Source organism: Nostoc sp. (assembly GCF_036916975.1).
GTDB lineage: Bacteria > Cyanobacteriota > Cyanobacteriia > Cyanobacteriales > Nostocaceae > Nostoc.
This window is the reverse complement of sequence record NZ_JBALFF010000029.1, coordinates 18,518-43,327: the sequence shown is the minus strand read 5'-3', so window position 1 is coordinate 43,327 and position 24,810 is coordinate 18,518. Positions and strand designations below refer to the sequence as shown.

At 42.9% G+C, this 24,810-nt stretch carries 14 protein-coding genes and 1 pseudogene; 9 read left to right on the top strand and 6 right to left on the bottom strand.

Annotation, left to right across the window (positions count from 1 at the left end; all coding sequences use genetic code 11):
* Window positions 1-49: 49 nt before the first annotated feature.
* Window positions 50-838 (bottom strand): annotated as a pseudogene (locus V7K73_RS05015) (SDR family NAD(P)-dependent oxidoreductase).
* A 206-nt stretch (window positions 839-1,044) separates the two neighbouring features.
* Window positions 1,045-1,992 (bottom strand): helix-turn-helix domain-containing protein, encoded by a 948-nt coding sequence (locus tag V7K73_RS05010; RefSeq protein WP_334877684.1) that lies wholly within the window; start codon window positions 1,990-1,992, stop codon window positions 1,045-1,047.
* Window positions 1,993-2,128: 136 nt separating this feature from the next.
* Here V7K73_RS05010 and V7K73_RS05005 point away from each other — a divergent pair, with 136 nt between their 5' ends.
* Window positions 2,129-2,779, top strand: a complete 651-nt coding sequence (locus V7K73_RS05005; protein WP_334877682.1) for a helix-turn-helix transcriptional regulator — start codon at window positions 2,129-2,131, stop codon at window positions 2,777-2,779.
* Window positions 2,780-3,179: 400 nt separating this feature from the next.
* Here V7K73_RS05005 and galT read toward each other — a convergent pair whose 3' ends face one another.
* Both galT and V7K73_RS04995 read right to left on the bottom strand, forming a co-directional pair.
* Window positions 3,180-4,280 carry a galactose-1-phosphate uridylyltransferase gene (gene galT, locus V7K73_RS05000; RefSeq protein WP_334877680.1) on the bottom strand — a complete coding sequence of 367 codons (1,101 nt, stop codon included), beginning with the start codon at window positions 4,278-4,280 and terminating at the stop codon, window positions 3,180-3,182.
* Window positions 4,259-6,118, bottom strand: a complete 1,860-nt coding sequence (locus V7K73_RS04995; protein ID WP_334877678.1) for a glycoside hydrolase family 2 protein — start codon at window positions 6,116-6,118, stop codon at window positions 4,259-4,261. The genes galT and V7K73_RS04995 overlap by 22 nt, the downstream gene beginning before the upstream one ends.
* Window positions 6,119-6,986: 868 nt before the next feature.
* Here V7K73_RS04995 and V7K73_RS04990 point away from each other — a divergent pair.
* From V7K73_RS04990 to V7K73_RS04965, 6 genes are all read left to right on the top strand, one after another.
* The gene (locus V7K73_RS04990; RefSeq protein ID WP_334877676.1) at window positions 6,987-7,796 is read left to right on the top strand and encodes a phytanoyl-CoA dioxygenase family protein; all 810 of its coding nucleotides are present in this window, start codon (window positions 6,987-6,989) and stop codon (window positions 7,794-7,796) included.
* A gap of 221 nt (window positions 7,797-8,017) precedes the next feature.
* Window positions 8,018-9,049, top strand: a complete 1,032-nt coding sequence (locus V7K73_RS04985; protein ID WP_334877674.1) for a glycoside hydrolase family 43 protein — start codon at window positions 8,018-8,020, stop codon at window positions 9,047-9,049.
* Between the two features lie 910 nt (window positions 9,050-9,959).
* Window positions 9,960-12,416: a UDP-galactopyranose mutase gene (glf, locus tag V7K73_RS04980; RefSeq protein WP_334877672.1), complete on the top strand. Its 2,457-nt coding sequence runs from the start codon at window positions 9,960-9,962 to the stop codon at window positions 12,414-12,416.
* Window positions 12,417-13,036: 620 nt separating this feature from the next.
* Window positions 13,037-15,325, top strand: coding sequence for a family 1 glycosylhydrolase (locus V7K73_RS04975; RefSeq protein WP_334877670.1), 2,289 nt, complete (start codon window positions 13,037-13,039; stop codon window positions 15,323-15,325).
* 421 nt (window positions 15,326-15,746) lie between these two features.
* Window positions 15,747-15,944, top strand: a complete 198-nt coding sequence (locus V7K73_RS04970; protein ID WP_118166258.1) for a hypothetical protein — start codon at window positions 15,747-15,749, stop codon at window positions 15,942-15,944.
* 832 nt (window positions 15,945-16,776) lie between these two features.
* Window positions 16,777-22,353: a translocation/assembly module TamB domain-containing protein gene (locus V7K73_RS04965; RefSeq protein WP_334877669.1), complete on the top strand. Its 5,577-nt coding sequence runs from the start codon at window positions 16,777-16,779 to the stop codon at window positions 22,351-22,353.
* Window positions 22,354-22,575: 222 nt separating this feature from the next.
* Here V7K73_RS04965 and V7K73_RS04960 read toward each other — a convergent pair whose 3' ends face one another.
* The gene (locus V7K73_RS04960; RefSeq protein ID WP_334877667.1) at window positions 22,576-22,812 is read right to left on the bottom strand and encodes an XdhC family protein; all 237 of its coding nucleotides are present in this window, start codon (window positions 22,810-22,812) and stop codon (window positions 22,576-22,578) included.
* Between the two features lie 99 nt (window positions 22,813-22,911).
* On the opposite strand from V7K73_RS04960, the gene V7K73_RS04955 reads away from it, so the two are divergent.
* Together V7K73_RS04955 and V7K73_RS04950 are read left to right on the top strand one after the other, a co-directional pair.
* On the top strand, window positions 22,912-23,325 hold the full coding sequence (locus V7K73_RS04955) for a XisH family protein (protein ID WP_334877665.1): 414 nt from the start codon (window positions 22,912-22,914) through the stop codon (window positions 23,323-23,325).
* Complete coding sequence (locus V7K73_RS04950) at window positions 23,313-23,651, top strand: XisI protein (RefSeq protein ID WP_334877663.1); 339 nt, start codon at window positions 23,313-23,315, stop codon at window positions 23,649-23,651. The genes V7K73_RS04955 and V7K73_RS04950 overlap by 13 nt, the downstream gene beginning before the upstream one ends.
* A gap of 154 nt (window positions 23,652-23,805) precedes the next feature.
* Here V7K73_RS04950 and V7K73_RS04945 read toward each other — a convergent pair whose 3' ends face one another.
* Window positions 23,806-24,723, bottom strand: coding sequence for a polysaccharide deacetylase family protein (locus tag V7K73_RS04945; RefSeq protein WP_334877661.1), 918 nt, complete (start codon window positions 24,721-24,723; stop codon window positions 23,806-23,808).
* Window positions 24,724-24,810: the final 87 nt, after the last annotated feature.

The window sequence follows — 24,810 nt, the reverse complement described above, 5'->3', positions numbered from 1 at the left end:
GTATCTACGTCATCCCTCGCCTCGTCTCATCATTGCTTCCTGACACCGATCAAAGCATTTGTATACCCCCACTCACGGGTAAATATGCCCCGGTAATAAATTTTGCTTCTTCCGATGCTAACAGCAGAATGCCTCCGGCAATATCCTCTGGCAGTCCATTTCGCTTTAATGGCACCCTTTGAGCCGAAGCGTCTTTATATTCTTGAGGTAATCCGGCTGTGGCATTGGTCAGGGTTAATCCAGGCGCTACAACATTGGCACGAATGCCGTGGGGGCCAAGTTCCAGTGCTAGACTTTTGATGAAGGCATCTAATCCAGATTTGGCGGTGCTGAGGGCGATAAATCCCTCACCTGGATAGCGAGATAACCCAGTGCTGACGGCAATGATGCAGCCTCGCTTGTGTTCGATCATGGAGGGAACAACTGCTTTGCAGGGGAAGAAAGCGGCTTTCAGTTCTGCGACCAATTTTGCTTCAAAGTCTTCCCACTGGTGATCCACAAAAGGAGCCATTGAAAAATTCGTGACGGCATTGATCACCAACGTATCAATGGCACCCAGATTATCTGAAATCTGTTGCACCATTGCATTGACTTGTTGCTAATCGCGGACATCGCCTTTGACTGCCACTGCCCGACCGCCATCGGATGTAATCGATTCAACTATGTCCTGTGCTGCTGCTTCATTAGAATAGTAATTTACGCCAACCGCAGCGCCGTGTTGTCCTAGTAGCTTGGCAGTTGCCGCACCGATGCCGCTACTTGCGCCCGTAATTAGAACGACGCGATCGCGTAGCAACTTAATAGTATTTGAGGCTTGTTTAGGTAGAGTTGCAGTCATATTTTTTTCCTGTGATAGTGTTGGAAATTCAATAACTTTAAATGATGGATAAGGGGTGGTTACAACCGTCGCAAAACACGAAGGCTTCTATGGGTTTACGAATGTGAGGAGAAAGGTTTGAATTTATAAAGATTTTTCTTTATAAATTAACTATATAAGGGCTATCGCAATAGGTCTTGCACATTCTTACTTTTTTAGACACATTCTTACTGACTTTTGAGAAATGCTTTAGGAGTGACTCCAACTAATCGTTTGAAGTGACGACTGAGATGGCTTTGATGAGCGAAGCCAAGGCTATAAGCAATTTCTGCAATTGTCAGTTTATTTTGCACAAGCAACTGTTTAGCCTGCTCTACTCGGCACTGAATCACATATTGATGCGGAGCAAGACCGGTTGAATGCTTAAGTGAACTAGAGAAATGACTCGGACTCATGGGAACCACTGCGGCTAACTTTGCCAACGTCAAATCTTGTTCTAAAAAGTCATGAATGTAATCTACAACTTGCTGTAATTTGCTCTTTGGCAAGCCGTTGGTAACTTCCAGGGTATATTTTTTAATAGAATAATGCCGCAATAAGTGAGCTATCAATGCAGCTAGGATCGCATCTATATACAGACGATCTTCGGCTTGATTAGATTCCAATTCTGTTTTTAGGGCTAAACCAAGGTTGTAAATCAGTGAATCAGTATGACTAAAGGTAGGTAACAGTTCCACATCAGTGCCATTTGTTCCTTCGGCAGTGTCCTGTTTTAATCGATTTGGTTCAAGCATCAGCACCATGAACTGATGCTCTGCATCCCAGCACGCCCAGTTCCGAGCATTTGCTGGTATAATTGTAATCGTTCCACAGGTAATTTGAGTCAGTTCGGTCAGGTTTTCAATCGTCATCATCATGGGCAATTTCAGGGCGCGATCGTGAATGATAATTCGATGCTGCCGACAGGAATTTTCAACAATTTTATATGCGGGTTGACGATGATACTGAAATTGAATTCCGTCCCACCCCTCTGGATTGCTGGAGAGCAGGGGTGCTTCAGGACATAGCTTGAGAAGATTATTTTTACTCGGAAAGTCGATTAGCAGAGGATCTATAGTCATCATCGCTTGCTGAACTCCTTTTTTGCTGTAAGCACCATGAGACTGTATCCTCAATCTACAAGATTGGATGGTGAATCCCGCTCAGTGTGGTGCTGCTTAATTTAGAGTAACATTTTCTAAAGAATTACCTTTAGAAATAAGGTAAGCGATCGCAGTTGACTTTGTAAAGAAAAATATTTATTTTGTAATTATGGAAAAGAAAGCACAAACGCAAGAAACTGCCGTTCGGACTCGACGGGCGATTGTTCAGCTATTGAAGCAAGAGGGTTGCTTGGATGCAGAAACCCTTGCCTCTCGTTTAGAAATCACAGCAATGGCAGTGCGTCAGCATCTTTATGCCTTGTACGAGGAACAGTTAGTAACCTATCAAGAAGAACCACGTCCAATGGGACGACCTGCCAAATTGTGGCAGCTAACACCTGCTGCCGATCGCTTTTTCCCGGCTCGCTATGCCGAATTAGCCGTGGGTCTGATTAACTCGGTGAAAGAGGCATTTGGTGAGGCCGGACTGGATCGGTTGATAGAGATGAGAACTAGCCAACAGATTCAAGCATATCAAGCGATCATGCCTCCTCAAGCTTCACTAAAGCGACGGTTAGAAGCATTAGCAACACAACGGACAGAGGAAGGTTATATGGCGGAGGTTATCCCCCAAGCTGATGGCACCCTTTTACTAGCTGAGAAGCATTGTCCCATCTGTGCAGTAGCAACTGCTTGTATTGGAATGTGTCGAATGGAGTTAGAAATTTTTCAAGCGGCTTTAGGTGAAGACGTAAGCATTGAACGTATTGAACATATTTTGAATGGCGATCGCCGTTGTGTTTATCGAGTCAGTGTTTAGCTTATTAGGCACAGAGAACACAGAGGAATAAGAGTTTGAGAGGCATTTTGCGTAAGTCCTGTGTATTACAAAAAAGTTAAAAACCGTCCCCAATTATAAGGAACGGTTAAGACAGTTTATTAATTTCAGGACTTACGCACAAGGAACGGAAAAGCGAACCACAGAGGATGCATCCACGGACGAATAAGAGTTTGAGAGGTTTTTTGCGTAAGTCCTAAATTTAAGAGATGGACAAACATGAATAAATAGGTAAGTAGGTAGGCAAGATAAAACCAAACTATGTAACGAAAAGTAAAATTTCTGTATTTGGCTCGTAGTTGCGCTTTAGCGCTAAAGCGCAACTACGAGCCAGTAATGATTGATTATTTGCGCCCACTTACTGTTACAGTTTTAAACCCTGTTACGCCGAAATCGGTTCTTCAATATTCACCACCACAGCTTGTAGTTCCTTCGCTTTCTCCTCCGGTAAAGCATCATTGGCAAACATCCCTGCTGCGAGTTCAGTTCCCGCTAGATACTTCAGCCTTTCGCTTGTCCGATATGGTGGAAAAAACTCGGCGTGTAAATGCGCTTCTGGATGCGCTAAACCGTCAGTTGGTGCTTGGAACCAAGCCATCAAGTAAGGAAATGGACGATTCCACAAGCCGTCATACTTGAGAGTGACAGTTTTTAACGCCTTAGCAAGTCCCCGACGTTGCTGTGGGGTAAGATCCATAAAAGTGCCAACTGGTTCTTTAGGAGCAATCCAGACTTCATAGGGATAACGAGCGCATACCGGGACAAATGCGATCGCATCCTCATCTTGATAAATAATCCGTTGATTGTCTGCAATCTCTTTCTGAATCAAGTCTTGCAGTAAACCCCGCCGATGTTTTTCATAATACTCCTGCTGCATTGCCAGCATCCGCGCTGGAACAGGCGGTATAAAAGGATAGGCGTAAATTTGCCCGTGGGGATGGTGCAATGTTACACCCACCTCTATACCCTTGTTTTCAAATGGCAGCACGTACTGAATTTGGGAGTTTGCTCCTAATACGCGGGTGCGATCGCCCCACACTTCTAAGAGCAAATCAAGGTGTTCCAATTCTAGAGAACTAAGGAAAGCTTGGGCATTTTGAGTAAAAACCACCACTTCACACGCCCCATTCGCAGGCAATGTTTCCACAATACACTCCGGCGGGTCATGTGCCGCTTGAGCCATTGAAGGAAAGCGATTATCAAACACCGCTACATCATACTTACCTTGGGGAAGTTCTGTAGGAAACTCCGGTTTCGTTGTGGGTGCAAGGGGGTTATATTCTGGGGGCGGCATGAAAGTCCGCCCTTGACGGTGAGAAGCATAAGCAACCCATTCGCCGCGTAAAGGATGCCAGCGCAGGTGGGGATTTGCCCGCACTGGTTCATTACTAGGGCTAGTGGCGATGATATTCTCAGCAATCGGGTATCGACTATATAAGGTCAGTGGGCGACCATCCGGCTTTAACAGCTTGTGGGAGTACATAATCCTTGTCCTGAAAGGGTCGCAGCGCGGATCGCCTCAACGGGAAATTTAGGCGTGCGATCGGCGTATAATAAACCGTTAGCTTCTTGGAAAGTATCTGTAAATTGGGTGTAGCAAAATCCGCTAAATAGCTCAATATCATTAATGGTTTCGAGCAGAGAAGCGTATTTAATTTCTAGCTCGGAAATATTCGAGCAACGCTCATATCCCCAAGCTTTATCTGAATCGGGGTTATCAACAGGAGCGTAGGCAATGCCACCAAACTCAGTCAGCATTACTGGCTGTCCCTGATGCGGAAAGTTATCCAGTGTCAGAATGCGCCCTCCAGGACGCTTCCGGTCAAACAAATCTGATAGCTTCACTTCTGGCCCATAGCGATGAGCTAATCTTTGTGGGTGGGTGTCATAGTCATGAATAGCCAGAATATCTGTATCTGTACTTTCCCAACCATCGTTGGCAATCACTGGGCGGCTCGGATCGAGAGTTTTAGTTAAGTGAAACATTGCCAAAACGTAATTTCGGTGAGCCGCAGTTTCAACCAGATTCGGAACTCCCCAGGATTCATTAAAGGTTACCCAAGCTACGATACAGGGGTGGCTGATATCCCGCTTAATCACCTCAGCCCACTCTCGCGTCGTGCGTTCCACTGCTTTAGGTGTGAAACGATATGCGCTGGGCATCTCTTCCCATACTAACAACCCCAGCACATCTGCCCAATATAAAAATCGCGGGTCTTCAATTTTCTGGTGCTTACGGACTCCGTTAAAACCCATTGCTTTGGCGAGTTCGACATCGCGCCGCAATGCCCCATCGTCCGGTGCTGTCATTAGCGAATCGGGCCAGTAGCCTTGATCGAGAACTAAGCGCAAATAATAAGGACGACCATTGAGCATAAAGCGATCGCGCTGTATCCCCACAGTTCGCATTGCTGTATAAGATTTTGCTTCATCCAAAAGTTCATTGTTATGCCAAAGTTCAATGTGGGCATCCATTAGGGTAGGCTTTTCTGGACTCCACAGTAATTCGTTACGGTAGTCGTCGATACCTGGATCGGAAAGGGAGATGCGACGGCCAATTTCTCCGTTAAACACTTGATAGGTATCGTTTGCTAGCACGGTATTGCCAATGCTCAGTTTTATCTTAATTTGGATACCATCAGGCGCATCACCTGCGATCGCAGCATAACAACCAACTTCCCAGCGCTCGAAATCGGGACTCCACCGGATCTGATCGATGTAAGTTCTACCCACCCGCTCAATCCACACTGTTTGCCAAATACCACTGGTGCGAGGATACCAAATACTGTGCGGTTCCAATTGCCAATCCTGCTTTCCTCTAGGCTTGGCTAGGTCACAAGGATCATCTTGGGCCCAAACTGTTACTTTCGTTATGCCAGTGTCATTCAAAACTGCGGTAATATCCAGCGTGAAAGGAGTATGTCCCCCTTCATGCTCTACCATGTATTGACCATTAACCCATACACGGGCGCGATAATCCACAGCCCCAAAGTGCAGTAATAATCTGCCGTCACCTTCTGGCGTTTCAAATTCTCGCTCATACCAGCAGTTTGGATGAAAACCTGTATCACCAATACCACTTTTGGTAGATTCGGGAGCGAAGGGAACTTGTATATGATGACTCCACGCCTGGATATGGTCTGGTTGAACACATCGCCCTTCATCGTCAAAAGCGAACTTCCACACACCGTTTAAATTTAGCCAGTGCGATCGCTGTAACTGTGGACGTGGATACCCAGCTTCTGGGAAACCAGAAGTCCTTTGATTATGAGTATTAGTGGGTAATTCAACTTTACGATTTTGTATATCCAACAACTTCATTAAAACCTCTTAGATGTAACTACAATAGAACAAATTTTTTTGTGCCTTCGGTTTAGACTAAACTAGCCTCTTTTGAAAGATTCCAGGAGTTTTTTCTTTTCATTTCTCTGTAAGCAATATAACTTTATACCTGTACTTGCGTAACGATATTTCCCGCTTACTTAGTAAACATAAAAACATCATTCGCCCTAGTCTTGGGGCGATAAAATTAGGTATAGACTGTTGACTCGTGACATTATGGCACACATAGAGTGAATATTTGCCAAGTTGGGAGGAAAAAAATATCGCATATACTGTGAGGACAAAACGCCCACCCCACAAGAGTTATGTTAAATTCGGTTTTGCAAATTAACCCATTGCCCCATAATGGTGGAAGTTTTTTTACTAATTCTGGGGGTTTAAACATCAACTCAAGTGGCGGGGTGTATCTTGCAAAATCCACATTGAAGGAAACTTCCGCTCCGGTTTGGCGCTAAATCTCCGTTACAAAACTTAATTAGCTAATTTTCAGCAGTTGTGGTATAATCTGCGGCGAAAACTCCCATATTGGCGGCAAAGGCAACAATTTTTGCCTTCAGTAGTTTTATCACCTCTTACTAGACTTATAATATCACAATTTGGGCAATGAACTGGCTTAAGAAGCATTGCTGTATTTCTGATTTTGCACCTGATCTCACAACCGAAAAACCCTAGAAACTAATCAACATAAAGCCTTATCTACAAAGAGATTTGGGTAACCTAAATCTACAAAAACTGATAAGTCAATTCCAGAAATGGTGCGCTATTATCGACGAACAATTGCAAAAACTGCTATTGAGAGTCCGATTTAAATTCGACTTTAACATGATGAATTGACGAGGATAAAAAAATGGTTCAAAGTATAGACGCAGTAAATAAATATACGGATATTGACTTAAACCGATTTGCCGAAGACCTGAATCGAGACGGAATTTGTGTGATTCGCGGTCTTTTTGATAAAGAATTGATTAGCGAATGGGCAAAAGCTTTTGATAATTTATTCCGAGAACGCCAAAATCAACCAGGTGGACTGGCTCCCCGTGAAATTGCTCGTTACTATCTAACGTTACCTTGGGTTTCCCCCTTTGCCAACGTGGAAGTTTTCGCCAATCCGGTGATTATGGGTATCCTTGAGCGAGTATTTTTTCAGGAATATGTGATGGTTCAGTCAGGAGTTGATCTGCCAGTACAAGGTTCCGATTATCAGGAAATCCACCGGGACTATCGCCCTTTGTTCTCCGATCAAATAGTAACGCCACTCTACGCCCTTGCAGTTAACTTCCCACTTGTGGAAGTAACGGCAGAAAACGGGCCGTTCCAGATGGCGCGTGGTACGCATCTTTTGCCGCGTGAAGAGGGACTAAAGAAAATTGCCACTGGTGAAATTCCGATGGAATCTTTTTATATGCAGCTAGGGGATGCAATGATTCGGACACCTTTGGCGCTGCATCGGGGTTCACCAAATCGGACTAACCAGCCAAGACCAATGGTAGTTATGGGCTATGCTATGCATTGGTTACACACGCCGAAGGTAGATTTAACTCTCCAACGAGACTATTATGAGAGCCTACCAGAGAATTTAAGGCAGATGATTCGTTGTCAGGTGGTGGAAGAGTTGCCAAAAGAAAAAGTTGAAACTTACGTGAATTTCAAGTATTAAGTAAGTGGGCGCAAATAATCATCACTGGTTCGTAGTTGCGCTTTAGCGCTAAAGCGCAACTACGAGCCAAATACAGAGATTTTACTTTTCGTTACATAGTTTGATTTTATCTTGCCTACCTACTTAATAGGGTAAAAATAACGCGAACCAGCATAAAGATAGTTGTTTTTGCGATCGCACTTCCTGAAAAATTGAGTTAACACGCTATAGCGAGCGCCGAGATGTTAACTTATACCAATCCAGTCTACAAAGGCTATTTTGCCGATCCTTTTGTTTGGGAATTTGAGGGTGTATACTATGCGATCGGCACTGGTGCAGCCGAAGCAGAAGGAATGGTAGACGAAATAGCGGATTCTACTAACAAACTGCGTGTATTTCCTCTATTACGCTCCAATGATTTCATCAATTGGGATTTTGTTGCTAACGCCCTGTTGCGTCCAGACCCCTCCCTTGGCGATAATTTTTGGGCGCCGGAAGTTGCTTATTGCAACGGCAAGTTCTACCTCTACTACTCTGTAGGACACGAGGACAAGAATCATCAGTTGCGTGTTGCCACCAGCGATACTCCCGTAGGCCCCTATAAAGATGTTGGTGAGCCACTTGTAGACCCTAATTCTTGCTCCTTCGCCATCGACCCCCACCCATTCTGCGATGATGATGGACAGTGGTATCTATTTTACGCTCGTGATTTTTTAGACACAGAGTGCGGCGTGCGGGCTGGCACTGCCCTCTTTGTAGATCGGCTCCAAGAGATGACGAAACTCTGCGGTATTGGAAAAGTCGTCTTACGGGCGCGTTCCGATTGGCAACGATTTTTAGCCAATCGATTGATGTATGGTGAACATTTTGATTGGCATACCTTAGAAGGCCCCTGTGTCCGTAAACATGAAGGTCGATATTATTGCTTTTATAGTGGTGGGCGCTGGGAAACTGAAGACTACGGTGTAGATTATGGAGTTGCGGATCATGTGATGGGGCCTTACTCTGATTTCGGTAACGAAACGGGGCCACGGGTGCTGCGATCGCCCCTGGCGTTGGCGGAGCCATCGCTTCTCGATCGTGTCAAAGGCCCTGGACACAACTCAATCGTTGTCGGCCCCGATGGCCAGACTGAGTACATTGTCTACCATGCCTGGGCTGCAAACATGGATGCGCGGCGAATGTGCTTGGATAAACTCATTTGGACGGCAGATGGCCCACGTTGCCAAGGCCCCACTTTGACACCCCAGGCGATCGCTTGCAAATCAATTTGATTTCCAAGGATTAATACCAATTCACGAAAACCTTGATACATATATATCTATCGTAGGGGCATGGCAAAGACAAGCCCTTACTAGGGTATTTGTATCATTACTAAAGTGAAATGATATAAGGCAATACGCTTGGGTTAAGGCTCAAACTCTTTGTTAAAGTCAATTTTTTTACGAACAACAGAGACGCAGAGCAAACAGAGAGAAGAGATCCAATCAAACGATATAAACCATGTTATTGAGCAATTGCTCAAAAGTTCCACTCCAAAGCCGGAAAGTTGGACAATTTTAGTTAGTTCAGGTGAGCAGCAAAAAGTCTAAAGTTCTGGTAAGCTGTCGGACATTTAACTTGCAATAACAGCATTACCCTTATTCTTGATTTTTCTGCCCCACTTAATAATTAGTTCACCATCGTTTAATAATCTGTCTAGTAATTCTTGTAAATCGGGTACTGATTTAAATACTTTCTCTGACGGCTTGTTGTAAATTTTATTGTTGACCCGGTGTGAGAAAACCTCGCTTCTGGCATGGCAGTAAATACAATATTATATTAATAATTTTTGGACTGGATATCATCAGATATGTCTGAGCAGTAACTATAAAATATCTCTAGTAGATACTTAAGAAAACTAGATTTTTTATACTAAAAATGTACTTTGTTTTTATCTTTACTTACAAAAGTAACGTCGAACTAAGCCTTGTGGCGTATATCTAATTATATATTTAGCTAAATTTGACATATATTTAAGTACTATTAACGTTATAATTTTAATACTTAAGAATAATGCAAAAAATTTTCAATTACTATATTTAGATAGATGAATATGTAATTAAAAAAAGCAAATAATAAGATTAATTCTTACGAGAAAGAGAACTTGTTAGTCCAACATTCTGCAAGTTGAGTTAATAATCTATGTCAAGCAAGAAAGTGCAAATACAAAAAAACGGTGTGAGTCATATTGTGTCACCAACACAAAATGAAACAAAATCATTGGAGACAGCTAAATCGCAATCGTTAACTCCATCATCGCTCAATTTATCTTCATTTAATAAAAACTCTCGGTCAACAAAAGCTTTTACCGATACACCTGATATAGTTTGTTTATCTCATTTACGGTGGAATTTTGTTTATCAAAGACCACAACATCTTTTAAGTCGTTGCGCTCAAAAAAAGAGAGTGTTCTTTATCGAAGAACCAATTTTTAGCCGTGAACCATTGGGGCGATTGGACGTTAGTGAAGACAAAAGTGGAGTGATAGTTGTTGTTCCATATTTACCAGAAGGTCTAACTGAAGAAGCAATAAACGCAGAGATAAAAGTACTGCTTGATGGGTTATTTGCAGAACATAATATCTCTAAGTACATTTGTTGGTACTATACACCAATGGCGATCGCATGGGCAAGCCACTTAGAACCGGAAGCTGTTATCTACGATTGTATGGATGAATTGTCTGCCTTTAAAGGAGCATCACCTACTTTAAAGAACTACGAAGCAGAGCTATTTAGTCGGGCAAACCTAGTATTTACAGGCGGACAAAGCCTTTACGAAAGTAAAGTAAATCACCATCCAAACGTTTATGCCTTTCCCAGTAGTGTAGATGTAGCCCACTTTGGACAAGGAAGAACCCTTAAAGAAGAACCAGCAGATCAAGCAAATATTCATCATCCGCGCCTTGGCTTCTTTGGTGTAATTGATGAGCGGATGGATATTGAATTACTAGCTGGAATTGCCGAGGCTCGTCCTGATTGGCACTTAGTTGTAATTGGGCCAGTTGTGAAAATTGACCCAGCAATTTTGCCACAGCATGAAAATATTCATTATCTTGGTAGTAAAGACTATAAAGACTTACCTGCATATCTAGGGGGTTGGGATTTGGCAATGTTGCCGTTTGCGCGAAACGAGTCAACACGTTTTATTAGTCCGACTAAAACACCAGAGTATTTAGCCGCAGGTAAACCTGTAGTCTCTACCTCGATTCGAGATGTAGTGCGTCCTTATGGAGACTTGAAGCTAGTACGAATTGCAGACACTGCTGAAGAGTTCGTGGCCGAGGCAGAACAAGCATTACAAGAAGATACCTTAGCATCAGGATGGTTGAGTCGGGTAGATGCGTTCTTAGAGCAGATTTCTTGGGATCGGACTTGGGGATCGATGATGCAGTTGATAGATTCTGCGATCGCAACCACACCAGATACCACAACTAATGGTAAAAATGGGAAATCTCCCATCTCAGCAGATATCCCAGAAGCACCAAGCATCATTACCAGAGACTTTATATTTGATTATTTAGTTGTTGGTGCAGGCTTCTCTGGTAGCGTTATTGCTGATCGTTTGGCGAGACATTCCGGTAAAAAAGTATTGGTTGTAGACAAGCGCAACCACATCGGCGGCAATGCTTACGACCATTACGACGACCACGGGATTCTCGTACATAAATACGGTCCCCATATCTTTCATACCAGTTCCCGCGAAGTATTTGACTATCTCTCACAGTTCACTCCCTGGCGTTCTTACGAGCATCACGTTCTAGCCAGCGTCGATGGACAACTTGTTCCCATCCCCATTAACCTTGACACCATCAACAAACTCTATGGCATGAACCTCAATTCATTCCAGGCGGAAGAGTTTTTTCAGTCAGTTGCAGAACCGAGAGAACACATCCGTACCTCTGAAGATGTAGTGATTAGTAAAGTTGGTCAGGAACTTTATGAAAAGTTCTTCAAAAACTACACTCGCAAACAATGGGGACTCGATCCTTCAGAACTTGACAAAACAGTAATTGCCCGAATTCCCACTCGTACCAACCGCGACAGCCGATATTTCACAGATAGTTACCAAGCAATGCCCCTGCACGGCTTTACCCGGATGTTTGAGAATATGTTAAATCATCCAAACATTAAGGTAATGCTCAACACCGATTACCGCGAAATCGAGAAGGCTATACCTTGCCGCGAGATGGTTTACACTGGGCCAGTTGATGAGTTTTTTGATTGCCGCTACGGTAAACTACCCTATCGCTCACTAGATTTCAAACACGAAACGCATCACACCCCTGTGTTTCAGTCTGCGCCAGTAATTAACTATCCCAACGAACAATTGTATACCCGGATTACCGAATTTAAGTACCTAACCGGACAAGAACACTCCAAAACTAGTATTGTTTACGAGTTTCCCAAGGCAGAGGGCGACCCCTATTATCCCGTACCACGTCCTGAAAATCAGGAAATTTACAAACAATACAAAGCCCTAGCTGAGTCAACATCAGGTGTACATTTTGTGGGACGGCTAGCTACATACAAGTATCTCAACATGGATCATTGTGTGGCACAAGCTTTAGCAACATACAAACAAATAGCGGTTAAGGCTTGAGTTTCTTGATGTTGATCGTGGGTAGGCACTGCCCAGGCTGCTTTTTAAAGTAGAGATGCAATCCATCGCGTCTCTACAGAAGTCTGCTTGGCAATTTTATCTGACTGGCAGATGATTTAGTGGTTATACCATTTCTTTGTGAGCCTGCGCCAAACCCTCTTAACTTTTTCTTTCTTTCTTTGTGTTCTTTGCGGACTTTGCGGTTCGTTTTTCTTTCTTGTACTTAAATACGGTTTAGCGCATCTTCATACAGAATTGGTATTACTAAGAAACTGTTGGGTCTGAGTATTCCAATTGATTTTGAATTCTGTATTTTTCTTCATGCTTTTGTAGTCAACGATCCGCAAATGGTAAATTTTATATCTGCATCACCAAAAAGCGGAAATATTAAAGTAGGATTTACGCAAAACTACAGGCCGTAGGGGCAATTCATAAACATTAGTATCAACTTAACCTAAAATTAATGTCCCGCAAGTAACTTTAGTTCCAGGCGGGTGAAAAAGGTAAAAGTTTTGCTATTTCTACCAATAATTCATGAATTGCCCTAAGAAGAAAAAAGGTTTCGGCTATTGTTTGCGTAAGTCGTGATAAAGGTAATAGAAGCTTTGGTTGTGTAAATTATGACTTTTGTCTTTAACTCAAATAAAGACGCGATAAATAGCGTCTTGAGAGAGAATAATTCACAACTCCCCTTGGAAGTGTGGGCTGGTGTCGAGTGTACAGTTAATCGCGTGGGTGATGAGTATTTAGACCAGTTGGAACGCAACGGTCATGCAACGCGCTTAAATGATTTAGATTTGTTTGCAGAACTAGGGATAAAAGCTATCCGCTACCCTGTATTGTGGGAGAAGATAGCACCTAATGGGCTAGAAAATGCCGATTGGTCTTGGACGGATGAAAGACTGGGACGCTTGCGCGAACTCGGCATCTGTCCAATTGTGGGATTAGTGCATCATGGTAGTGGCCCACGAGATACAAGTTTGGTAGACCCAAAATTTCCAGAGAAACTAGCTGTATTCGCCCGGGCGGTTGCCGATCGCTATCCTTGGGTGAGATATTACACACCTGTAAACGAGCCACTGACAACAGCGCGATTTAGTGGAATGTATGGTCACTGGTATCCTCACGGGCGGGATGAATTAACTTTCGCGCGGGCTTTGTTGGGAGAGTGTCGCGCAGTAGTTTTGGCAATGAAGGCAATCCGGGAAGTCAACCCTAGCGCTCAACTAGTGCAAACCGAGGATTTAGGTAAGATTTACAGTACACCGAAACTAGAATATCAAGCAGAATTTGAGAACGATCGCCGTTGGTTGAGCCTTGATTTATTATGCGGTCGAATTAACCCAACTCATTCAATGTGGGGTTACTTACAAAATTGTGGTATTAGTGAGGCTGAACTTGAGACATTTTTGCAAAATACCTGTCCTCCTGACATCATAGGGATTAACCATTATTTAACCAGCGAACGCTTTTTGGATGAGCATATAGAAAATTATCCAGCTTTGACGCATGGCGGTAATGGACGAGATAAATATGCAGATGTAGAGGCGGTGCGAGTTTGTGCTGAGGGTTTGGCAGGGCCACGTACATTGTTATTAGAGATATGGGAACGTTATCATCTGCCCCTTGCTGTCACCGAAGCTCATATTAGCTGCACTCGTGAGGAGCAACTACGCTGGCTTTATGAGGTGTGGAATGCAGCGCAAGAATTACAAGCCGAGGGTGTAGATATCCGCGCTGTAACTGTCTGGGCGCTCCTTGGCAGCTACGATTGGAATAGTTTGGTCACAAAAGCTGACGGCTACTACGAGCCAGGGGTATTTGATTTGCGTTCGCGTAGCGTCTCCTCGAAAGAATTGCCACATCCTCGACCAACAGCGATCGCTAAAATGGTGCAGGATCTAGCAAATGGGCATCAACCAAATCATCCGCTACTTGAAACCCCTGGCTGGTGGCATCGACAACAGCGCCTATTATACCCAGGAGTCAGTTGTCGGATGAAAAATTCCCAAATCTCGAAAACTGACGAGTCAACCAATAATCCAAAATCCAAAATCCAAAATCCAAAATTGATCCGTCCCTTGGCGATCGTTGGTGCCAGAGGAACTCTCGGAAAGGCTTTTGCTCGGTTGTGCGAATTGCGCGGAATTTCATATCACCTGCTGACGCGCCAAGAGATGGATATTACCGATCCTGCCTCTGTGGATGCGATGTTTACCCACTTGAAGCCGTGGGCGGTTGTGAACGCTGCCGGATACGTGCGGGTAGACGATGCCGAACGTGAACCCCATGTTTGCCTGCAAGTGAACGCCGAAGGCCCAGCGATTCTAGCTGCTGCTTGTGCTGAACATAACGTACCACTATTGACTTTCTCTTCAGATTTGGTGTTTGACGGTGCTGTATCTAATCCTTATGTCGAAACTGATACTGTTGGCCCTCTGAATGTATATGGGTGCAGCAAAGTTTTGGCAGAAAAGCTGGTATTGCAGGCTTATCCGGCAGCGCTGGTGATTCGCACTAGTGCATTTTTTGGGCCGTGGGATGAGTATAATTTTGTGACGATCGCTCTGCGTCAGCTTAGTGCTGGTAATAATTTCGTTGCCGCAGAGGATGGAATTGTTTCACCTACTTATGTACCAGATTTAGTTCATGCTAGCCTAGACTTATTAATTGACGGCGAGTGTGGGCTGTGGCATTTGGCGAATAAGAGTGCGATCGCCTGGGCTGATTTAGCACGGTTAGCGGCGAAACAAGCTGGAGTCAGTGTCAGCAATCTGATTTCTGTGCCTACAGAACAACTAGGTTTCACTGCTCCCCGTCCAACTTACAGTGTTCTTGGTAGCAGCCGAGGTGAATTTATGCCATCCCTTGAGAATGCAATTTCTCGCTACTTGGAAGAAAGAATTTAGGGGAGCATCCCAATTTTGGCTTAAATCTTTTCCCCCAGCCCCTCTCCCAATATATGGGAGAGGGGAGACATAATTCTAGTTCCCCAAATCCTATATGATATCATGTCCGGCTAATTAGTTACAGTTAAGTAGCTAGACAAGATAAAACCAAACTATGTAACGAAAAGTAAAATCTCTGTATTTAGCTCGTAGTTGCGCTTTAGCGCTAAAGCGCAACTACGAACCAGTGATGATGATTTGCGCCCACTTACTTAATTGTACGTAAATTAACACGAAACTTTTTAGTGCTGAAAGTATTAACTTTGGTCTACAAGAGCCAATTGCCTTTCTTACCCACTACTGTGTGAAATTAAGTCTCCAGATAGTGGGAAGCTGACTACAAAAGAACTTAAGCTTGGCGTATAAGTTTGGGGAAATAGTGATGAATAAGGAAACAGTTCCTAGTCAAGCTGAAAAGTCTAGTCCAGAAGGCGATCCATCGCAACTAGATCCAGAGGTACTCGACAAAATCAAACACCCTGCGAGAATAGACGATGTTATTCGGGAGCAATCACCAGAAGAACGTAAAAGTAACCCAGCTTTAGTACCAGAAATGATCGATGATCCAACTGATGATTGATTGGGTTTGCGAAAAAGTAATCGAAATGCTCTGATTCCCGGCTTTTCTAAGAAGTCGGGAATCTTGTTATTAGTCTGTTGTTACCCAAGATATATATTTCTAGCGTGTTAATGTTTAATAGCACAGCCGAAGTATCAACTTTTACTTGATGAATGACTGGATAAAATTCTTTGACAGTAATTTTTATGTAAGTAAGTGGGTCAAATTAAATATAAAACCTCACCCTCTATCCGGCTTCCCTCTCCTTAAGAAGGAGAGGGATTGAGGGTGAGGTTTGATCTTATGTTTAATTACGCCTACCTACTTAGTAATTTAATATTCAATTATTTGTTACCTAAACTTTGATGTATAGTATTAAGCAAATAAAATCTATCTAAAGATATCAATTATTTATACAAAAAGATAGTTGATGGCAAGATAAATATTATGGGAAAAGACATATAATCGTCTAGTTTGGCTAACAAAAAGGAGACAAGATTTGTCAGGCAGCTATTTGGATTACTGTAGACTTTCAAAAGCAGGACTTACGCACAGGTAACGGAAAATCGAACCACAGAGGACGCATCCACGGAGGAATAAGAGTTTGAGAGGTTTTTTGGGTAAGTTTTAAAAAGGTGAAGCAGAGAATTAACGTAATTACTGCTCAGATTGACGAAGTGTTAATTAAGTACCATACTCTAGATAAAATCTCTAAATTGAAAGGCGAGAACAACTAATTTTGGGTAAAAATTGTTACTCGAAATATATTATAAAGCCACAGCTTGCAACTGGCTGATACAACTGCTACTAGCCCGTCTCTTGGGTTATTCCAGATAAAAGTACTGTAACGATAATGACGCACTCTCCAAAATCAGAAAATAAACACAAACCATTTAATCGTCGTTTATGGCTCCTCCTCTTAGGACGTACCAGTTTGGCTTTTGGTGTCGTTTTGCTGGTTGGAATTGCAGTCGGTGCTTGGTGGGCTAGAAGCTATATATATAAAGATTTAGCGCCATTAGTGCAGCAAAATCTCGAACAATTGCTTGGGCGTCCAGTAAAAGTAGGAAAAGTTGAAAGTTTTTCGCTAACTAGTCTAAGATTTAGCTCTCTATCGATACCAGCAACTTCCACCGATCGAGATCAGGTAGTAGCAAAAGCCTTAGATGTGCAGTTCTCGCCCTTGCAACTCCTGCTTGCGCGAAAATTAGAATTAAATGTCACGTTAGTTCAACCCAATGTTTACATCCAACAGGATCAAGATGGTCGCTGGGTTAGATCCCAAGTCAAGGCTGCGGAAGGAAAAGGTGCTATTCAAACTGAGTTAGAGACACTTCAAATTCAAGATGGGAATGTAGAATTATCGCCAGCTTCTGGGCCAACTAGACCGAAAGGATCAGTAATATTAAATCAATTTGGTGGTATTGCCCGATTTTTTGATCAAAATCAACGAATTGATTATGACATCAATGGTCAACTCGCTAGGGGAGGCGCAGTTAAAATCTCTGGTGAGACACAAACAAAAGCTCAAGAAACTAACCTCAAACTGCAAACACAAAATTTACAAGCATCTGATATAAGTCGATTAATTCAGTTACCAATTGCCTTGCAAGCAGGGCGAATAGAAGCTGATTTAGGAGTTAAAATTCCACCGAAACTGTCAGAAATAGCCGTTACAGGAACAGCTACAGCTAATCAAATCGTTGCTAAAATTCCCAAGATTCCTCAGCAAGTTTCTAATTTTAATGGCAGATTTCTATTTCAAGGTCAGACAGTTTCTTTAGAAAATTTGAATACGAACTTTGGCAAAGTTCCTATTGTGGCTAATGGAACAATTAATACCCAAACAGGTTTTAATATCTCTGCTCAAATAAAACCTGTTAGCGCGAAAAATATCTTAGACACGCTAAATGTAAATTCGTCAGTCCCGGCTAGTGGTGAAGTTCAAGCAAATATTAAGGTAGGCGGCGCACTACAGCAACCAGTCGTTAGCGGGACGTTAAACAATACAAAACCGATTCAAGTTGACCGCGTTCTCTTCACAGCCGTCAATACAGATTTCCGCTTGAATGTATCTCAAACTGCATCTCAAATTGCTGTCTCCAATCTGAAAATAGTCCCCGCAGCAGGTGGTGAAATCACAGGAGGCGGTCAAGCTAATATCGGAAGCAAAGATAACGTAATATTTAATGCTCAAGTTGATGGTGTATCAGGGGATATACTAGCGCAAAACTACGGCGTTGCTCTACCGATCGCAGTCGGCAATATTTCAGCAAATGCAAAAATTTCTGGTTCACTTGGCAAACAACCATTAAAACTTGATGTATCCAGTGTTCAAGTAACGCCGCCAACTGGAGGAAAAATTACAGCCAGTGGTCAAGTTCAACTAGCACCTCAAGGTGAAGTAGCTTTAGGTATTCAAGCTCAAGGTTTACCAGGAAATGCGATCGCTCAAGGTTATGGCATCTCAACTCCGATTAATATTGGTGGTATATCTGCAAACGCCAAAGTTTCTGGTTCTCTAGGTAGCCCCTTAAACGTAAATGTTGCTAGCGTTCAAGCAAATCCAGAGGTGGGAGGGCAAGTTACAGCTAGTGGTCAACTTCAGCTTGCACCCCAAGGTAGGGTAGCGTTGAATGTCCTAGCACAAAATTTACCAGGAGATGCGATCGCAAAAGCATACAACTCCTCACCCTCCATCACCATTGGAAATGTATCAGCAAATGCTAATATTTCTGGTACACTGAACAATCTGCAAACAGTCGCGCGGGTGCAAGCGCCGAAAGCCACCTATCCCACTAGCGGACGAGTTGTTGTTATCAAACAAGGGCAGAATATCGTCTTTCCAGATGCGGTTTTGAACGTCGCAGGTGGGACAATCAGGGCCGCGGGTAAAGTTGTACAACAACGCTGGCAAGCTTCTGTGAATGCCCAACAGCTGCAATTGAGCCGTTTTGCACAGATACCACCCCAGTTCCAGGGAGTTTTAAGCAATGCGGCGTTGAATTTGTCAGGAAGCACTGCTTCTTTCCAACCGTCAACCATTCAAGCTACAGGGCAAGCAAGGCTGAATGTAGCAGGAGGGGCGGTTAATCTCAGCAATATTAACCTTGATGCTGGTCGCTGGCAAGGAGTTGTCAACGCTTCTCAAATTCAACTCAATCGGTTCTCACCGCAACTACGAGGACGGCTTAATAGCAATATTCAGTTAGCAGGTACAACACAATCTTTTCAGCTTGCAGATATTCGCGCTGGTGGACAAATCCGGCTATCCCTTGGAGTAGCACTGCTGGCAAAACCGCTTACGGCTCAATTTCAGTGGAACGGACAGCAGATTATAGTTGAAAACGCAAGTACCCCAGGATTGAGTGCTAATGGTGCGATCGCTATTCAGTCTCCACCAACTGGCACACCCCAAATTGGCGGATTTAATTTAAATGTACTGGCGCAGAATTTCAACTTAAAAAATACAGGCTTTCAAGTTCCTGGAGACGTAGCAATAGCGGGGCTAGTTGATTTTAATGGGCAAGTTACAGGTACTCCAGATGTACCGCAAGCTAACGGCAATATCCGGCTGCGGAATTTCAATGTGAGTAACTTGGCCTTTGACCGACTTTTAACTGGAAACGTGAATTTTCAGGGCGGACAAGGGGGAAGTCTGCGATTAGCCGGGAAGCAAGATAGAATTGCCCTTAACTTGGGTGCAGATTATCGTCCAACTTCATTTTTAGTTAAGCGGGGTGGCGCAGTTAGCACAGGTAGAACTGAGGGAGATAACTTACTCATCAACGCCCAACAGTTTCCTATAGCTTTGGTTGGGGGCTTTTTACCGAACAATCAATTGAAACCTTTGGCGGGGCAACTATCGGGGAATTTAGTTGTCAATCTGAATAATTATGCCATTGCCGGAGACGTTGCGATCGTCGGGCCTCGTGTTGCCAGAGTCGCAGCAGATGAATTTCGCGGCAGCATCAATTATGCTGATGGTACTGCTAGCTTGACTAATGGTCAATTGCGGATTGCAGATAGCAACATCGCCCTGAGTGGAAATGTAAAAACAGGGAATGACCCGCAATTTCAATTTCAAGCTAATTTTGACCAAGCGAAAGTTGAGAGACTATTACAAGCGTTTAATATCTTTGATTTTAAAGACGTTAATACCGGCTTACAGCCTCCAAAGTTGGCTGGAGCAGAGGTACTTGATACCAACCCTGTCAGTTTGCCCAATGCAGATTTGAAAACACAGTTAGCATATTTCTCTAATATTGAAACATCGATAACAAAACAACAGCAACGAGAAACCAAAAAAGCCGCATCTTTACCTACCCTTGCAGAATTAACGGGTGTTTTGAGTGGAGCAATTACAGCTAATGGCTCGTTAAAATCTGGGTTAAATGCTGGCTTTAATTTCCAAGGTGCTAATTGGAAATGGGGTGAATACTCCATTAATCAAGTCGTAGCTCAAGGCAATTTTGCTGATGGTGTCGTCACACTTTCGCCGTTCAGTGTTGGGATAAATCAAGGACTCGTGGCTTTTACCGGACAGTTAGGAACTGAGCAACTATCTGGAAAATTGAATGTAACAAGTCTACCCCTATCGCTTTTACAACCTTTTATAGAAAAATACCCGATAAATATCACTGGTAATGTAAATGCTGATGCCACCTTGGGAGGTAGTTTACAAGATCCCAAAGCGCAAGGAAAAGTGGCACTGGCTAATGCGACTCTCAACAACCAACCTGTGCAAACAGGACAGGTGAACTTTGACTACAACAATGCTCGCTTAAATTTTGACAGTACTTTGTTAGTGACAGGAACCCAACCAGTTGCAATTACAGGTAGCGTACCTACTGCTTTGCCTTTTCTGAAAGTGCAACCAGATAGCGATCAAATTAGCATCAACGCCAGCGTGAACAATGAAGGCTTGGCATTGTTAAACCTGTTTACCAACAATCAAGTCGCTTGGGTAGATGGTCAAGGACAAGTAGATTTAAACGTTAAGGGTACTTTAAAGGAACCAATTATTAACGGAAATGCCACACTCAACAATGCAACTTTTCGCGCTCAAGCCTTATCCGAACCCCTAACAAATGTCACAGGGACAGCGCAATTTAATCGTAATACAGTCAATGTCCAAGGTATCCAAGGCATTTACAATAAAGGGCAAATAACTGCATCAGGTATCCTGCCAATTTTTGATCCTCAGCAGGCTCCAGCGAATCCCCTAACAGTATCAATAGCAGACAAACTCAATTTTAAGCTTCCGGGGCTGTATCAAGGCGGTGTCGGCGGAGATATTGTAATTCGCGGAACAGCCCTAAAACCTGTGATTGGTGGAGATATTCAGCTGAGTGATGGTCAGGTAATCATTGGAAGTACTACTACTAAGAAAAAATCACCAGCTACAACTCAAGCTAACACTAACGCCATAAATACAACAGAAGAGTTTAAAGTTAATCTCACACCTACAGCAGATACTAACGCTAGCCCAGTGACTACAGCAGATACTAACGTTAGTGCAGTTACTCCAGCCAATTTACCAATACAGTTTGCAGATTTAAAGTTAAATTTAGACAAAAATATTCGTGTTACTACTCAGTCACCACTCGACTTTATACCAGGAGGAGCCGCCTTGAGTCAGCCGCTATTGAGCTTTGACGCCAAAGGTGACTTGACGATTAATGGTACATTAGCCAAGCCGCTTCCTGAAGGAGTGATTCGTTTGACAGGAGGACGACTCAGCTTATTTTCGACTGAGTTTACCTTGGCGCGAGGCTACGAACAAACTGCGCGGTTTACTCCAAGTCTTGGACTTGACCCTACTTTAGATGTCCGACTTACCGCAATTGTACCGGAAGCATCAGCAAAGAACAGTCAAATTTTGGAATCACCATTGTCTGCTGAAGTCAGCGATGTTTCTGCTAGCAACTTCGGGACTTTACGTACCGTAACCGTTCAAGCCAGGGTCAACGGCCCAGCTAGTCAATTGGGCAACAATCTAGAGTTGACAAGTGAACCTAGCCGTAGTAGAGGAGAAATAGTTGCTCTGCTGGGTGGCTCGATTCTGAATTCTTTCGGTCAAACCAATGCAGGACAAGGACTGACTAATTTCGCTAGTTCTACCATTTTAGGTAGTTTGCAGGGAACTATTACTGCGATCGGACAGGCTGTTGGTTTCAGCCAATTTCGGATATTTCCCACCCCCACTACTAATAATGAAAAAACGACAGCTTCAGTTCTGAATTTATCAGCAGAAGGTGTATTTGACATCAATAGAAATTTCTCTGCTTCTTTATCACGCCCTTTATCTACAGATGAGTCTTTCCGTTATAACGTGCTTTATCGACTCAATGATGAAATTTTGATGCGAGGCTCAACTAATTTAGGGGATGAAAATCAATTCCAAGTTGAGTATGAAAATAGATTTTAGATAAATACATAATATCCAGATAAGTAGGTAGACGTAATTAAATATAAGAAAAAATCTCACCCTCAATCCCTTTCCTTAGTAAGGAGAGGGAAGCCGGAGGCAGGGTGAGGTTTTATATTTAATTTGACCCACTTATTTAACATCATTATTTGATATACCGCACTTCAAAATGTCATTTTTAATGCTTAACTAAAAGTTACAAAAAAAGTATTTTTTTAAATATTAACACTGAGATAATTTCGGCTTTTGGCGACGCAGAATAGCCCGTCGTAGACATTTAGTATTTATATTTAATATTTTTTGAATTGAGGTGATAGGTTTTGCTAATACCAGCGATGCTTCAGGAAATCTTTTTTTCGTGGCAAAGTCTGCGCGATCATCTTGTACAATAACTTGAAAACCTGCTATTTTGGCAATCTGCCTTAGGGAAATGGCAATATGTCCCGCGCCAATAATCAAAAGTGTTGGTGGTGGTAGTAAAGGTTCAGGGTTTTTCTAGGCTTGCTATACTCTAAAGTAATAGGCATAGTTCGTTGAGATTATCATGTTAACAATTCAATGGCTAAAGATGTTTTTCATTATGCAGTTAGGAAAGGTTTAGAAAAGGAAGGTTGGCTGATTACAGATGACCCATTGAGGATTAAGGCAGGTGGGGCTGATATGGAAATTGACTTGGGAGCAGAAAAAATCATCGCGGCAGAACGGGGTGAGGAAAAAATCGCTGTTGAAATTAAAAGTTTTATCGGCACATCAAATATTTCTGAATTTCATACTGCGGTAGGGCAGTTTATTAACTATCGAGTAGCCTTGGAAGAACGGCAACCTGAACGAATTTTATATTTAGCAGTTCCAATAGGTGTATATCGCAAGTTTTTTATGCTGACCTTTGTCCAAACCATAATTAAACGTTTTCAAATTACATTAATCATTTACGATCCAGTCGGCGAGGTAATTTTAGAATGGAAAAACTAGAACGCTATCGAACTTATATCAAAAAATTATTGAGTGATTATGCAAGTATTAGTTCATCAGATAGTGAAGCTGAAACTGAGCTAGTTTTTGATGTTGAGCGCGATCGCTATCAAGTTGTTCATACAGGATGGAAGAATCGGCAGCCAATGTACGGTTGTGTTTTGCATCTGGATATTAAAGGTGATAATAAAATTTGGATACACCATGATGGTACGGAGATTGGTATTGCCGATGAATTAGTAAAGTTGGGAGTGCCAAAGTCAGATATTGTTTTGGCATTTCATGAACCTTTGGTGAGGCAATATACTGGATTTGCAGTAGGTTAATTGCAAATTTGGATATGTTTACAATTTAAAATAAAACCAAATACAGCCTTAACCAAGATCATTCCTTCAAGTCCGAAGTTTAACACCTCCGATTTTTCAGTCACTAAATTCATTTAGTGCCACCAAAATTAGAGGTAGAACTAGCCCTACCCTATCACTGATGGTTTGGATGTTCATGATTTGTAGTTACAGATGATACTGCTGTTACTGCGCTTTGTTCTTTGGCTTGCATTTCCAGTAATTGAGGAATCGTCACAAATCGATAGCCCTGGGTCTTCAAACCTGCGATCATTTCTGGTAAAGCCTTGACAGATTTGGAACGATTACCGCCCCCATCGTGCAACAATACAATTGCACCTGGTTTTGCCTCTTTCAGCACATTTTTTACCAGCATTGGCACTTGAGGCGAACGACGTTCAGCGTCTCCCGACTCTTCTGACCACATCATCACAGCGTACTTCTCTTTTTTGGCGTATTGGGCTAGTCCATTATTCAGAAAGCCGCCGGGGGGACGAAATAGAGTCGTTTTCTCTCCTGTCGTCTTGTAGATGATGTCTGCTGTGCGATCAATTTCACTAGATGCAGTGGCTCCATCCATTTGAAAATACCAATGATGCCATGTATGATTGCCAATTACATGACCATCAGCAGCCACTAGCTTGGCAACTTGAGGAAAATATTTCACCATTTCCCCAACCATGAAGAATGTCGCCTTGATATTATTTTTCTTCAAAATTTCTAAAATCTGCGCCGTATTTTTGGGGCTAGGACCATCATCAAAAGTCAGGGCGATGACTTTCTCATTTGCTTTTAGTTTCGCTTGATAAATGATTGTTCCCTGAAAAGGCTTTGGCACTTCATTCATCTGAACTGTGGCTGGGATGATAGACTGAGCAGATGCACCCATTGCCCTATCTAAACTCGTTTTAGCAGTCTGGCCTTTTGGCTTTTGAATTCCCAACAGTTGGTTTCTAGTTGTGCCTACAAGCAGACTGATACCTACACTACTTACACCAACAGCCAATATAATAGTTACTACCTTTAGAAACAGCGAGAATTTCCGATTAGACACATTAAATCTCCTAAAATATTAGTCATTGGTCATTAGTCATTAGTCAAGATTTACTCTCCCCATACCTCCCCTGTTCCCCGGTTACTT